The sequence below is a fragment of the Microcystis sp. M049S2 genome, from assembly GCF_020245625.1.
GTDB lineage: Bacteria > Cyanobacteriota > Cyanobacteriia > Cyanobacteriales > Microcystaceae > Microcystis > Microcystis ichthyoblabe_A.
Map to the genome: position 1 here is coordinate 25,149 of NZ_JADBUN010000049.1, position 13,179 is coordinate 38,327.

Genomic DNA, 13,179 nt, shown 5'->3' on the forward strand with positions numbered 1-13,179 from the left:
ATAGATTTAGTCTAAGCCGAATTGATTGCCCCGTTTGTACTGTAAATAGGCGGCAACGAACAAACCCGCTAGGGTAATGGGAATTAAGCCTAGGACAATCCCTAGCACTAAAGGTTCAATCACGTCTGTACTCCTTGGATTAGCAATTTTTCACCCGTATTTTATCCTAGCAGGGGTTGCCCGCGAAAGATAGGGCGATCGTACATACTTCTTAAGTGGGGTGTGGGGGTGTATTTTCAGTGAACAGTGAACAGTAATCAGTAATCAGTGAACTGAAAACTCAGATCTGATAACTGATTCAAGACTGTCTCCTGTCTCGGAGTCTCCCGACTCCCCAAAAGGAAAACTTCACTATTAAGATAACTGCTCTACTCTAGGAGCGATCGAGAAAAAATTTTCTCAATTTGCCTTTACCCCAATAGCGATCGATTTCTTGCCAGAGATTGTGGAGACAAAAAACCACTGCGAGACAGAGAGTAACCGCAAGGATTTGAGAGAAACTTTCCCTTTGCCAAAATTTGGCCATTGCCTGCGAAATTACCCGCGTTCCCAGATAAGCTTCTATAAAAGCCTCGATCGAGCCGAGAATCAGTGCTGCTAGGGTATAAACAAAGGTTCGATATAGAACACTAACGTAACGGGGACGATTTTCTAACCATTCTAGCTTCATGGCTGCGTCGAGAATGGCCACGGTTTTTGCCGCAAGGATCGCTCCTACGATCGCTTTACCCAAAACGTAGGTGGTAATCGAATACTCTTCCAGAAATAATTTCATGATCAGAAGAATATAACCGAAAGCCAAGAAAAAAAAGAGGGCAAGAGAACCGATTTTTTTTAATTCCTTTTTAAGTGCTTCCATTTATTTTTATTGATTTTTTTTGATATTTTCTGCCAAGATAGCGGCCGCGTACCATAACTATAAGCTATAGTTAATTATTTGTTGCAGCTATTCTCCCATCTCCAGCAGAAAGTTTGAGCGCTGATAACTAAACTGATGTTTGAAACTAATTACAGCTTGATTGTCGATAAAATGAGGATTACCGAGGGGATCGATGGCACTGAAAGCGTAGAAATAACGGCGTGCTAGGGGCGGAAAATCGCTAAAATCGAAGATTGTGTCACCTTGGGCCACATCTGCCCAAAAATTGCGTAATTTTGGGGCTAATTCCTCCGCTAGACTCACGGGAAGATTGAGGGGATGGCAGGTTAATAAACGCATCATAAAAGGATAAGAGCGATCGCCTAACCATTGCCGAGAAATAGCGGGTAAATTCTCCCATCCGGGTATATTTTGCAGATGAAAAGATTCTATGGCTAATTCAACCGTGTTTTCGCAATATTCTAGCACCCGGTAGGGATGGGGATAACTGACGAGGGAGCCGGTGGTAATTTCATAGATACCTCTAGTAAAAGCCAGATCCTGCACGTGGAGATGGCCAGTAATCAACAATTTTACGCCGTTTTCCTGTAGTATATCGAGCAGTTCTACCGCATTAGCCAACATATAGCGTTTACCTAATTCATGATTGCTTTGTCCGGGTAAATGCTCGATAACGTTATGATGGATCATCACCATCACTAGATCGTTTTTTAGCGAGGGTAAAGTCTGTTTTAACCAATGCAATTGTTCTGCATCTAAACTGCCAATTTGTTTACCTTGCTCATCAAATTGATTAGAATTAAGACCGATTAATTGCACTCCGGGTAAAATTTCTTTTTGGTAGTATATTTGTTCGGGATGGCTGTAACCAAATTGTTGATAATAAAAGGGAAAATCTGCTAAACCGATCTGGTTTTCTGTTGCGGTTAAACTCAAAACATCATGATTACCCGGCACCACATAGACGGGAAAGGGTAAAGTGGCTAAACAATCGGCTAACCAACGATGATTTTCTGGTTCACCATCTTGGGTTAAATCGCCAGCAATCAGCAGAAAATCGAGGTTAAGGGTGATGAGATGGTCTAAAACAATTTTTAAAGCGGGAATACTCACTTCCACCAGATGAAAGCGATTAGAATGGTTCAAAATGGTTGTGGGTAAAGCGATATGAGGATCGCTGAGAATGGCGAAACGGAAATTCATCGCATTCAATTGGGCTAAATATCGGTAAACTAGATTGATCGAGGAGAAATGAGGAGAAAATATCTTTGGCTAAAGTTCGCGTTCGTCAGCACGTCAATCCCTTAAGTCATAAATATCGCCATCCGATCGCTCCCCCCGATTGGAATCAAGTTTATCAGGATATGACGCAACCTCTCCATCTTGACATTGGTTGTGCGCGGGGTAAATTTTTGTTACAAATGGCCCAAGTAGAGCCAGAAATTAATTTTTTGGGGATTGAAATTCGTCAACCTTTGGTAATTGAAGCGAATCAGGAACGGGAAAGGTTAGGATTAAGAAATCTCGCTTTTGTTTTTGGCAATATGAATGTTGCCCCAGAAATTTTACTGCAATCTTTGCCCGCAGATAAGTTATTTCGGGTGTCGATTCAATTTCCCGATCCTTGGTTTAAACAGCGTCACAGTAAGCGTCGAGTCGTGCAGCCGGAATTAGTCATAGCTTTGGCTAAGTATATGGTATCTGGAGGCTGGGTTTTTTTACAGTCGGATGTGGAATCGATCGCCCTGGAAATGACGGAGAGATTTCAAGCACATCCCCATTTTGTTCGGCAACATGAAACCCCCTGGTTAGAGGAAAATATTTTCCCCGTACCGACGGAAAGGGAAAAGTCCACTTATAATAAGGGTCAACCGGTTTATCGCTCGCTTTTTCGAGTTCGGTAGCTTCAGCTAAAATATCTTGGCACTGTCTCAAATCATGGTTATAAATCTCGACTCACCCCTAATACTTGAGGACAATAATCGCCCCCCTGTCTCTCAATTGCTAGAATTTCTCTTAACCAAAGAAAAAAACACTAAAAAAACTAAAGAAAATCTGACTTTTGAGGCTTTAGTCGGTACTTGGCGATTATACTTTATCACGGGAACTCAAAAAGCGAAAAAGAGAGCGGGAATTGTTTTGGGTAAGGGGCGCTATCTACCATCCTGGTTAAAAATTACCATCTCTTACCAAAGAAATGAGAGTTTAGAACCGGGAGAATTTATCTCTGGAAGCGTCAGCAATCAGATAGTTTTAGGGGCAGTAAAACTATCCGTAAGCGGTCCGGTTAAGTTTTTTCCTAAAACCCGTCTTCTTGCCTTTGATTTTACCCGGCTCAACCTAACCCTATTTAATCGCTCTTTCTATTCTGGTTTTATTAGAAATGGCCAGGTAAGCGAAGCGAATTTTTATCAGGAAAGCATCAAAAAACAGGCATTTTTTGCCTGTTTTCTGATCACAGAAACAATGATAGCAGCCCGGGGACGAGGGGGAGGATTAGCCCTTTGGGTAAAAGAGGTAAGTGAGACAAAACTAGCTGAAAAATAAGTTATTAGAGGAGAAATAGATGGGATATTCTATCGAGGTAGATGGGACAAATTTTGACAGTGAAGTGATCGAGAAGTCCTATCTAAATACGGTGATTTTAGACTTTTATGCCCTGTGGTGTGGACCCTGTAAATTGGTAAAACCGATGCTGGAAAAACTGGCAAGTGAATATAATTTTATCTTGGCCAAAATAGATATAGATAAAAATCCCGAATTAGCCGAACAATACGATGTGGAAGGAGTTCCCGATGTGCGAATTGTCAGCAAGGGAGAAGTGTTACCCTGTTTTGTCGGTGCTTTGCCAGAAGAACAAATTAGAGACTTATTTTCCCGTCTCGATTTACAATCGGAATTAGAAACAGGATTAGCAGAAATCAAAGAAGCGATCGCCCTCGATAATTTGCCCGCAGCTAAACAATTATTTGATCGTCTTTTTCCTAAATATCCCAACGAACCGCGATTAGTTATTATGGCGGTAAAATTTCTCATGCGTCTGGAAAAATGGTCAGATGCCTATCGATTAATCAGTGCTATTAAAGAGGAAAATCCTGTTATCAAAGGTTGGAAAACTCTCCTAGAATTTCAACAGTTAAAACCAGAAAATAATCCCCTCGATCCGATATTTTTTACTGGGATTAATTTCGCTTTAAAAGAAGATTATGCCGCCGCTTTAGATAAAATGATCAGTCTGGTGGAAGAAAGTAGAAAATATCGTCAGGATGGGGCAAGAAAAGCCATGTTAGCTATATTTCAGATTTTGGGGGTTAGTCATCCCCTCACCCAAGAATACCAAGCAAAGTTAACATTTCTGCTCTACTAAGTAGGGTTTGATGAAAAAGTTTGTTGGTGGGGTTAGGAATCGGTCAGAACTAAAGCAATTCCCCAGTAATTTCAACAAATCTATTCCTCGAATTTCTGTTGACAACTGCCAGGGAATTGCTAGAGACAAGACAGTTTATTTGTGGCGAATCATTTCATAGAGGGCAACGTATTCTTCCCCGGGGCGATTCCAAGAGTAATCGCATTCCATGCCTTGAATCGCTAATTTTTGGAATTCTTCCGGTTGAGTGTACCACAATTCTAATGCCCGGGACATGGCTGATTCTAGGGCATTATTATCGGGATCAAAAAAGACAAAACCATTGCGTTCTTCGGGTTTGTGATAGGTATCATAATCGCGATCAAAAACCGTATTAACTAAACCACCAACTCCCCGGACGATGGGAACGGTTCCGTATTTTAAGCTGATTACTTGTGTCAGTCCGCAGGGTTCAAAATTACTGGGAACCACAATCATATCAGCCCCCGCATAAATGAGGTGAGATAATTCCTCATTAAAGCCCAATTCAATATGGACATCAGGGTTATTATTTAGGTGATTTTTCTCATGCCAGAACCAGTTATTAATTAACGATTCGGTGGCGGAACCTAGTAGGACAAATTGCGCCCCGCGAGCTAAGGCATAATACATGGCATGGTGAACTAAATGTACGCCTTTTTGGTCATCTAAACGACCGACATAACAAATTAAGGGTTTTTCTGGTTCATCTCTTAACCAGAGTCTTTCTCGCAGTGCCTTCTTATTGCGTGCCTTCTCGGAGAAGTTATCAATACCGTAGGGTGCAGGAATAAATTTATCCACTTCTGGGTTCCAGATATTGTAATCTAAACCGTTGAGAATGCCAGTAAATTTGTGTTGATGCTGGTGAATTGTATGACCTAAACCGTAACTAACATCGGTGTGGTGTGCTTCCCAAGCATGGTGGGGTGAGACGGTATTGAAATAGTTGGAAAAGACGATACCACCTTTCATAAAATTAATCACAAAAGGATTGAAGTTATCGCGCATTCGGGCATAGCTAAAGTAATAAGAATCGTTATTTAATCCTGTTGCCCAGAGAATTTCTGCACCACCAAATCCTTGATGTTTAAAGTTATGGATGGTGTAAAGAACGCGCTGATTGCCCATACCATGATATTTATAAATTTCAAAAAGTAAGGGCGGAATTAAACCCGTTTGCCAGTCGTGACAATGAATTATATCGGGACGTTTATTACTTCTGAGCAAAAATTCTAAAGCGGCTTTAGAGAAGAAGGCAAAACGCATATTATCGTCTTTACAACCGTAGTAAGTACCGCGATTAAAGAAATTATCCCCCGAATTGGGTTGAATAAAGAAACACAAGCGCCCGTGTACCCAACCACAAAAAACGTTACAGTGAATTGCGCCACCGTACCAAGGCACCCACAGGTCCCGATAAGCCTCGTGTAAGCCCCAAATTTGGTCGTAGCGCATACAATCATACATGGGTAGGATTAGCTCCACGCAATGACCGCGAATTTCTAATTCTCGACTCAATCCATATACCACATCCCCCAATCCCCCAGCTTTAATCACCGGGGCGCACTCGGAGGCAACCTGAACTATATACATATATCAATAACTCCCTCGATTAATCTACAGGTCAGCTAGAAGCAATTTTTACAAAAGTATACAGTCTTCTGTGATTAAATGGCTCGATCGATCGAATTAGTTGGGGTGTTGGGGTGTTGGGGTGTTGGGGTGTTGGGGTGTTGGGGTGTTGGGGTGTTGGGGTGTTGGGGTGTTGGGGTAGTGGGGAATTTAGCTGAAATTTCCCTATCTCCCTAAATCCCTATCTCCCTATCTCCCTATCTCCCTAAATCCCTATCTCCCTATCTCCCTATCTCCCTAAATCCCTATCTCCTGTCTCCTAAAGATTAACAGCGTTTTAACTGTCCTAGTAGCAAAATCACCTCATCGATGCCGTTTCTGAGGGTATTGGCGGGTTTATCGCTGTTATTGACGGTTATGCTAAAGATTAGGGGTTGATTGTCGGCGGTTTCTAGATAACCGGCGAGGGCGACAACTCCGGTTAATGTCCCAGTTTTTGCCTGTAATCGTCCTTCTAGGGGAGTCTGGCGAAATCTATTGGTTAAAGTGCCATCAATGCCGCCAATAGCTAAAGAACGGCGATAATCAGGTTTTTCTGCCATTAGTTGTAAAATTTGCCCTAAAGTCTTAGGTTTAATCAGGTTTTGTCGTGATAGCCCCGAACCATCGCCGATTTTATAACTATCGCTGTTAATTCCCAGTTTTGTTAAAGTTTCTTGTAATCCCGAGACACCGCCGAGCATTTGTAGTAGGGTTTCCGCTAGTAAATTATCGCTATTTTTATTGACTTTTTCCACCAAATATGCTAGGGGTTCTGATTCTAAATTGGTGATTTCATCGCCGAGAATTTCTGAGCTAATTTCGGCGTTTTTAACGGTAATTCCCGCTTTTTCAAGGATATTACGCCAGCGATCGAGGAAATATTCCGAGGGTTGGGGAATAGCTAAATTAAAATCATCTTGACTATCAATAGCCAGAGAACCGGTGATAATCAGGCGATTACTGGCTAAATTGCCCCTAATTGCTAGAGTATTCGGGCTTCCTTGCGCTGCCGTGCTGGTTTGATTCTCAATTAGCCATTGTTTAGCGGCAATGGGATCAGACCATTGTAAATCTAAGCTTTGCCCCAATTGTCGCGGTAAAAGCCTTAAAGTAACGGAATTTTCGTTTAAAACCAAGCTAGAAGCGGGTACAGCATAGTCAAAAAAGACATCTTCCCATTCCCAAGTTTTTTGACTATCGGAGACGACAAAAGGACTAGCAACGACAATTAAGCGAGAAATTGACTTAATTCCCTTTTCTTTTAACTTTTCTGCTAATTTTTCTAACTTTTCTGTGGTTATGGTTGCATCTCCCCTACCGACTAAGGTTAAAGTTTCTAAATCGGGGGGGTTGCCCTGGGCTAAAATGGGGGTTTTCAGACGATAATCGCGGTTAAATTTGCTAAAAGCGGCGGCAGTGGTTAATAATTTCGCAGTAGAAGCGGGAGTAAAAAAGTTATTTTCGTGGAGACTATAAAGATTTTCCTGAGAATTGAGGGATTTTACTAAAATTCCCCAATAAGCGCCTTGATAATCGGGTCGGTCTAAAATGCGATCGAGCTCGGTGGCTAAGTCTGCTGGACAGATAAACTGGGAAGGGGGGGAATTGTCTTGACTGATGGGGGTTGCGAGGGTGACGGGATGGTTTACCCAGAGAAATAGGGAACAAGTCCCCAAGAGAAAAGATAATTTCGAGCGGCGTGTTAGCATAGAATTAAATCTTGGCAGTAGGTAGGCGTTAAAAATTATCAGATGCCCCCCTTATTAAGGGGGATTCCCCCGCCTATCGGCACCCCCCTTATCAAGGGGGGCAGGGGGGATCGAACCTAAAATCCATTTTTAATTTAATTATAACCAGCTACTTAGTGAATAAATTGACTCTAATTTAGCAGCATTAGTGACTATATTGTGCTAGTTACTCGATAGATTCGGTTAGTGATTGATCGGAGATATTCGCTCCCCTTTTTGCCCAGAAAGTTTTTTGATGCCGTCAAATTTCTATGTATTTGCGAGGATATTTTTATGAGTTATGATTTTGATTTATTCGTGATTGGTGGTGGTTCTGGGGGTATTGCCACCGCTAGACGGGCAGCCGAATACGGGGCAAAAGTGGGATTAGCAGAATACGATCGTTTAGGAGGAACCTGTGTTAATCGCGGTTGTATTCCCAAAAAATTAATGGTTTATTCTAGTCGTTTTCCGCAACTATTTAAGGATGCGGAAGGTTACGGTTGGAGTCCGGTAGAGAGTCAGTTAAATTGGCAAAAATTAATTAGTGCCGTTAATCAGGAAACTATACGTTTGAATGGCATTTATCAAAAGATGCTCGATAATTCTCAAGTGACGCTTTTTCCTAATTATGCCAAGTTTCTTGATACCCATACCCTGGAGGTGGGAGATCAGAAAATTACTGCCGATAAAATTTTAATTGCCGTGGGGGGACATCCCGTTAAACCTGATATTCCGGGGATCGAACATACAGTAGTTTCTGATGCCATGTTTCAACTGCCAGAACAACCGAAAAGAATTATAGTTTTAGGGGCAGGATATATTGGGGTAGAATTTGCTGGTATTATGCACGGATTAGGGACAGAAGTGGTGCAGTTAATCCGTAAAGACAAGATTTTAAGAGGGTTTGATGAGGATATCCGCGATGAGATTCAAGCGGAAATGATCCGTCAGGGAATTAAAATTATGCCCGAAACTTTCCCCACTTCGATCGAGAAAACTGCTGCGGGTTTAAAAGTACATATTCAGGGTCAAGAAACCTCAGAAATCTTATTTGTTGATGCCCTAGGATTAGCCGCTACTGGAAGAATTCCTAAGCTGGAAAAATTGGGCTTAGAGAATGTCAATGTTGAGGTAAAAAACGGGGCAATTGTTGTCAACGAGTATAGCCAAACCAGCGAAGACAATATCTATGCCGTGGGCGATTGTACTGATCAAATTAATTTAACTCCCGTGGCCATTAATCAGGGGCGAGCTTTTGCCGATACAGTCTTTGGTAATAAACCCCGGTTAATGAGTTATGAAAATGTTCCTTCGGCAGTATTTTCTACTCCTGAAGCGGCGACGGTGGGATTAACAGAATTGCAAGCAAAAAACCTATATGGTGACACGGGGATTAAAGTTTATCGGTCTAAATTCCGCCCTGGTTACAATGTTTTACCAGGCCGAGAGGACAAAACTTTGATGAAATTAGTTGTCCATCAGGAAAGTGGTAAAATCCTCGGGGCGCACATGGTGGGAGATCACGCCGCCGAAATTATTCAAGGAGTAGCCATTGCCGTAAAAATGGGGGCGACAAAAGCCGATTTTGATGCCACTGTCGGCATTCATCCCAGTGCTGCCGAGGAATTTGTCACCATGCGTTAATCAGCAATTTTAGGTGTGTTAGATAGGTGTTAAAAATTGTCAGCTACCCCCCTTATTAAGGGGGGCAGGGGGGATCAAAGACAAAATCTATCTTCAATTTAATTATAACCACTTACTTAAAACAACCTAACACACCAGATAAAATTAACCCTTTTGGCTATTGACAACTGAGCCATTTTCTGATATTTTTTCGGTTAATTTTTGAGCGAGATTTAAGATATCGGAGGGAAGCATAATCACGGTACTGGTGTTATTTTCCGCTCCAATTTCCGTTAACATTTGTAGGCGGCGTAATTCCAAAGCGGCGGGATTTTCCATGATTAATCGGGAAGCTTCCGCTAATTTTAAGGAGGCTTCCTGTTCTGCGGCAGCTTTAATCAAACGGGCCCGTTTTTCTCGCAATGCTTCCGCTTCCTTGGCCATAGCTCGCTGCATACCAGTGGGAATTTCCACATCTTTTATCTCCACCCGTTCGATATCAATGCCCCAGGGTTCGCTAATTTCATCGACAATTTGTTGGACTGCGTGATTAATTTTGTCCCGTTTTTGCAAGACATCATCGAGATGATTTTGACCGACTACATTTCTTAAAGTGGTCATGGCCGCTTGATAAACGGCCGCGGGATAGGATTCGACTTTATTAATCGCTTTGCTAGGGTCGATAATGCGATAGTAGAGAACCGCATTAACCTTAATTGTGACATTATCGGCGGTGACAGTTTCTTGCGGGGCGATATCGACGGTTTTAGTGCGAATATCCAGCTGCATTTTTTGGTCAACTAGGGGAATGATCCAGTACAGTCCGGGGCCTTTGGTGTCTTGATAACGACCTAGGCGAAAGATAACACCACGCTGGTATTCTCGATCGATTTTAAAGCCATTTAATCCCAGAATGCCCGCTACCAACAGCAAGGGTGCTAAAAATTCCATATTAATTACCACTTATCGGGTTCAAGTTAATCGGTGTGCGGTGACATCTCAATTGCCATCTCCTCGCTCCTGACCACTAATACATTCATTCTATACAGTAACCGGGCTGTCGGGGAAACTCATAACGAAATATTACAATTTTTAGGAATTGCCTAACCAGCAGGGATGACTCGACTTCCAGACCCCGACCTGAGATAAACTACAGAATGTTATCAGAATTTACCTTGATATTATGAGCGTAGTTAGCCAAGTCATCCTCAAAGCCGACGACGAACTTCGTTATCCTAGTAGTGGTGAACTACAGGGTATCGGGCAATTTTTAAAAACCGGTGAGCAGAGAATTCGCATTGCCGAGACTCTTGCTGAAAATGAGAAAAAAATCGTCGATCAGGCTCAAAAACAACTGTTCAAGAAACGTCCCGATTATAGAGCGCCGGGAGGTAATGCCTACGGTCAGCGTCAATATAATCAATGCTTACGCGATTATGGTTGGTATCTGCGTCTAGTTACCTATGGGGTATTAGCCGGAGATAAAGCACCGATCGAACAAACCGGCCTGATCGGGGTCAAAGAGATGTATAACTCTCTTAATGTTCCCGTCCCCGGCATGGTGGAAGCGATTCGTTGTCTCAAAGAGGCCGCTTTAGGTCTTTTGACTCAAGAGGATGCGGTGGAAGCAGCCCCCTACTTCGACTTTATCATCCAGTATATGTCCTAAGCGATCGGGACAACTCCACGGGTCTGAAGTCTGAAAAGGGGCAATTTTCGTCTCTTTCAGGGTTCAGGCTTGACTTTTTTCAGTGATCAGTGATCAGTAAACAGTGAAAAGACAGTAGGAAACTGCCATTTAATACTGCTTACTTAATACATACTACTCACTGATAACTGATAACTGATAACTGATAACTGATTATGTTTTGGCGTATTATACTACTTACTTTTCTGATTCCATCGGTCTATGGGGTGTTTGGCTGGTCGATCGCCCATGAGCGTTTATCATGGAGTGATTGGTTACTTGCCCGCGGTGATGAGATGAATTGGACTCTCACTAGCGAATGGCTAGAAATCATCATCTATATCCTGGCGGTAGGGGTTATCCTCTCAATTGCCCTAGGATTAACTCTGTTTAGTGACTTAATGCCGCTATTTTTCCGCAGTTGGTTTAAAAACGATATTAGCGCTGTATTATCAATTCTCGGCTGGTCTTTGGCGGTAGTCTTTATCTTCCACAAGTGGGCGGTATTTAGCCGAGTGTTAATCCTGCTAGCTGCTACTATCCTCGGCCGTCTAGAACTTCAGGAAGCGGGTTACAATAGGTGGCAAGTTTTCCTGATGATCACCATCCTCTGCTTAGGTAGTTTTGGCTTGGGCATTTGGGCTTATAATCTTTGGGGTCATGAATTTCATCAAGTTACTACTGATTAATATTATCTGGTGCATGGGGTGCGGATTACTAATTTTGGTTTTTCATTCCAATGTTATCGCCGCAAACACGCACCCTACAAAATTGCTTATCTCTAATTGTTAAAAAGTATGCCAAAAAAAAATAACGATACGCTCAAACGAGTCTTAATTGTTTCCTCTGGTTTAGTATTTCTGGCTTTAATGGTGGTGCCAACTTTGGGTTTACTGAAAAATAATAATTCTAATTCTAACCAAGGCAATCAACCCGGGCAAGAGGCAACTATTCCCCCCGAAAAATTACAAGAAATGGTCAAAGGTTACGAGAAAATTCTCGAACGTGAACCAGATAATCCCACTGCTTTGCAAGGACTGGCCCAAGCTCGCCTACAGTTAAAAGATTTTATCGGAGCTAGAGAACCTTTAGAAAAGTTATATCAAAAATATCCCGACAATCTGGAAGTTATGCTAGTTCTTTATGGAACAAGATTACAAACTCAAGACGTTTCTGGAGCCAAAAATATCCTAGAAAAATTAGTCAAAAACTATCCCCAAGAACCGAAGTTTAAGGAGGAATTAACTCGCTTAAATCAAGCGATTGCGGCAGCTTCTAAACAGCAACCTCCAGAACCTAAAAAGTAATGAAAAAAGAATTAATAGCTCGCCTAGACTGAGTATGATCAATTAGTAGCAAAATGCCAATTTATGAGGACTCTTCGCCTAAATTTATCAAAGTTATTTAACCCATAAGCTTTTCTTTTCATCAGCTTAATTTTTGGGTTGATTCCTTCTACTATTCTTTGAGTCGTTCGCTTGTCAAAATATCAGATAATTATAGGAATCTGGTCGCCAATTTACTCGTTCATCCCCTAAAATAGCGAGACTGATAACCAGTTTCTGATACAAATCAAAGGCACGATAATTATAAATATACATTCTCTGAGGGAAATTTTCTCCTATTGATTCTAGAAAACGGGTTTCTTGAAGAAACCCGTTTTCTAGGTGAACTTCAGGAAAGAATAAGCATAAAAACGCTTCAAAATATTCGCTTAATGCTTCTTTCCAGGGTTCATCATAATTGGCGGTTGTTGGGTTCATGAGCTGCCTAACGCACCCTGCAAGACCTGTTGTATTATCTAATAAAAACCACAGAGACACAGAGGAGACAGAATTAACCTTAAACTAATACAAGTATATCAGAGGCAGAAATAGTGGGTTTAGAACTAAGAGTTGCAATTTGAATGGCTGCTAGTGTACCGGTCCCATCCCTATCAAAAAATAGATCTCCAGTGATTGTATTATAAATAAAGCGATTGCTGGCATTTAATGCAGTTGTTCCTAACACAAATTGCTCGGCTGTAATCCCAGTTTCTGCGGCTAAACCACCGCCAAAACCCGCAGCAGAGACAGCAATTTTATCCCCCTGACTGGAGAGAAAATCAGTAATTGTGTCAATCCCTTCATTGCGGTTGTTAAAGGTGAATTGATCGCCACCCGCACCCCCTGTTATGGTATCATTACCTAAGCCACCAATTAGAATATCATTGTCCAGAGTACCAGTGAGAATATCATCGTTTGATGACCCGATAATG

General features: G+C 41.9%; 14 protein-coding genes and 2 pseudogenes. 7 read left to right on the forward strand and 9 right to left on the reverse strand.

The window, feature by feature from the left end; all coding sequences use genetic code 11:
• Positions 1-6: 6 nt before the first annotated feature.
• The 3 genes from petG to IM496_RS04320 form a co-directional block, all read right to left on the reverse strand.
• A complete protein-coding gene (gene petG, locus IM496_RS04310) occupies positions 7-123 on the reverse strand; it encodes a cytochrome b6-f complex subunit V (protein WP_002738052.1) in 117 nt (38 codons plus the stop codon).
• 250 nt (positions 124-373) lie between these two features.
• On the reverse strand, positions 374-859 hold the full coding sequence (locus tag IM496_RS04315) for a hypothetical protein (protein WP_194015967.1): 486 nt from the start codon (positions 857-859) through the stop codon (positions 374-376).
• An 87-nt stretch (positions 860-946) separates the two neighbouring features.
• A complete protein-coding gene (locus tag IM496_RS04320) occupies positions 947-2,083 on the reverse strand; it encodes a metallophosphoesterase family protein (RefSeq protein ID WP_287661317.1) in 1,137 nt (378 codons plus the stop codon).
• 65 nt (positions 2,084-2,148) lie between these two features.
• Between IM496_RS04320 and trmB the strand changes: the two genes are divergently transcribed.
• Genes trmB through IM496_RS04335 form a run of 3 tightly spaced genes read left to right on the forward strand, consistent with a single transcriptional unit; the run spans position 2,149 to position 4,247 of the window.
• Complete coding sequence (gene trmB / locus IM496_RS04325) at positions 2,149-2,784, forward strand: tRNA (guanosine(46)-N7)-methyltransferase TrmB (RefSeq protein ID WP_287661318.1); 636 nt, start codon at positions 2,149-2,151, stop codon at positions 2,782-2,784.
• 34 nt (positions 2,785-2,818) lie between these two features.
• Entirely contained in the window at positions 2,819-3,427 is a 609-nt protein-coding gene (locus IM496_RS04330) for a hypothetical protein (RefSeq protein ID WP_194015973.1), read from the forward strand.
• A 19-nt stretch (positions 3,428-3,446) separates the two neighbouring features.
• Positions 3,447-4,247, forward strand: coding sequence for a tetratricopeptide repeat protein (locus tag IM496_RS04335; protein WP_287661319.1), 801 nt, complete (start codon positions 3,447-3,449; stop codon positions 4,245-4,247).
• A 135-nt stretch (positions 4,248-4,382) separates the two neighbouring features.
• On the opposite strand, the gene glgA is transcribed toward IM496_RS04335, so the two are convergent.
• Positions 4,383-5,861: a glycogen synthase GlgA gene (glgA, locus tag IM496_RS04340; protein ID WP_123230000.1), complete on the reverse strand. Its 1,479-nt coding sequence runs from the start codon at positions 5,859-5,861 to the stop codon at positions 4,383-4,385.
• A gap of 305 nt (positions 5,862-6,166) precedes the next feature.
• A complete protein-coding gene (dacB, locus tag IM496_RS04345) occupies positions 6,167-7,591 on the reverse strand; it encodes a D-alanyl-D-alanine carboxypeptidase/D-alanyl-D-alanine endopeptidase (protein WP_287661321.1) in 1,425 nt (474 codons plus the stop codon).
• A gap of 312 nt (positions 7,592-7,903) precedes the next feature.
• On the opposite strand from dacB, the gene gorA reads away from it, so the two are divergent.
• Positions 7,904-9,256 (forward strand): glutathione-disulfide reductase, encoded by a 1,353-nt coding sequence (gene gorA, locus IM496_RS04350; protein ID WP_287661322.1) that lies wholly within the window; start codon positions 7,904-7,906, stop codon positions 9,254-9,256.
• 144 nt (positions 9,257-9,400) lie between these two features.
• Here gorA and IM496_RS04355 read toward each other — a convergent pair whose 3' ends face one another.
• Entirely contained in the window at positions 9,401-10,186 is a 786-nt protein-coding gene (locus IM496_RS04355; protein WP_194017483.1) for a slipin family protein, read from the reverse strand.
• 232 nt (positions 10,187-10,418) lie between these two features.
• Between IM496_RS04355 and IM496_RS04360 the strand changes: the two genes are divergently transcribed.
• The 3 genes from IM496_RS04360 to IM496_RS04370 all read left to right on the forward strand — a co-directional run bounded on the left by IM496_RS04360 (position 10,419) and on the right by IM496_RS04370 (position 12,229).
• Positions 10,419-10,904 (forward strand): allophycocyanin subunit alpha-B, encoded by a 486-nt coding sequence (locus IM496_RS04360; RefSeq protein WP_052278103.1) that lies wholly within the window; start codon positions 10,419-10,421, stop codon positions 10,902-10,904.
• 194 nt (positions 10,905-11,098) lie between these two features.
• A complete protein-coding gene (locus tag IM496_RS04365) occupies positions 11,099-11,611 on the forward strand; it encodes a hypothetical protein (protein WP_104396984.1) in 513 nt (170 codons plus the stop codon).
• 108 nt (positions 11,612-11,719) lie between these two features.
• The gene (locus IM496_RS04370) at positions 11,720-12,229 is read left to right on the forward strand and encodes a tetratricopeptide repeat protein (RefSeq protein ID WP_104396985.1); all 510 of its coding nucleotides are present in this window, start codon (positions 11,720-11,722) and stop codon (positions 12,227-12,229) included.
• Between the two features lie 38 nt (positions 12,230-12,267).
• On the opposite strand, the gene IM496_RS04375 is transcribed toward IM496_RS04370, so the two are convergent.
• The 3 genes and pseudogenes from IM496_RS04375 to IM496_RS04385 form a co-directional block, all read right to left on the reverse strand.
• Positions 12,268-12,384, reverse strand: coding sequence for a transposase (locus IM496_RS04375; RefSeq protein ID WP_502861507.1), 117 nt, complete (start codon positions 12,382-12,384; stop codon positions 12,268-12,270).
• A 25-nt stretch (positions 12,385-12,409) separates the two neighbouring features.
• Positions 12,410-12,544, reverse strand: a pseudogene (locus IM496_RS22615) (transposase); the annotation flags it as partial.
• A gap of 220 nt (positions 12,545-12,764) precedes the next feature.
• Positions 12,765-13,179 (reverse strand): annotated as a pseudogene (locus tag IM496_RS04385) (beta strand repeat-containing protein); the annotation flags it as partial.

Bases quoted from the DNA above. Each gene is read 5' to 3' on its own strand.
- IM496_RS04315 (WP_194015967.1), bottom strand. From the start codon at position 859: ATGGAAGCACTTAAAAAGGAATTAAAAAAAATCGGTTCTCTTGCCCTC.
- IM496_RS04360 (WP_052278103.1), top strand. From the start codon at position 10,419: ATGAGCGTAGTTAGCCAAGTCATCCTCAAAGCCGACGACGAACTTCGT.
- IM496_RS04370 (WP_104396985.1), top strand. From the start codon at position 11,720: ATGCCAAAAAAAAATAACGATACGCTCAAACGAGTCTTAATTGTTTCC.
- gorA (WP_287661322.1), top strand. From the start codon at position 7,904: ATGAGTTATGATTTTGATTTATTCGTGATTGGTGGTGGTTCTGGGGGT.
- IM496_RS04365 (WP_104396984.1), top strand. From the start codon at position 11,099: ATGTTTTGGCGTATTATACTACTTACTTTTCTGATTCCATCGGTCTAT.
- glgA (WP_123230000.1), bottom strand. From the start codon at position 5,861: ATGTATATAGTTCAGGTTGCCTCCGAGTGCGCCCCGGTGATTAAAGCT.
- IM496_RS04355 (WP_194017483.1), bottom strand. From the start codon at position 10,186: ATGGAATTTTTAGCACCCTTGCTGTTGGTAGCGGGCATTCTGGGATTA.
- IM496_RS04320 (WP_287661317.1), bottom strand. From the start codon at position 2,083: ATGAATTTCCGTTTCGCCATTCTCAGCGATCCTCATATCGCTTTACCC.
- IM496_RS04330 (WP_194015973.1), top strand. From the start codon at position 2,819: ATGGTTATAAATCTCGACTCACCCCTAATACTTGAGGACAATAATCGC.
- IM496_RS04335 (WP_287661319.1), top strand. From the start codon at position 3,447: ATGGGATATTCTATCGAGGTAGATGGGACAAATTTTGACAGTGAAGTG.
- dacB (WP_287661321.1), bottom strand. From the start codon at position 7,591: ATGCTAACACGCCGCTCGAAATTATCTTTTCTCTTGGGGACTTGTTCC.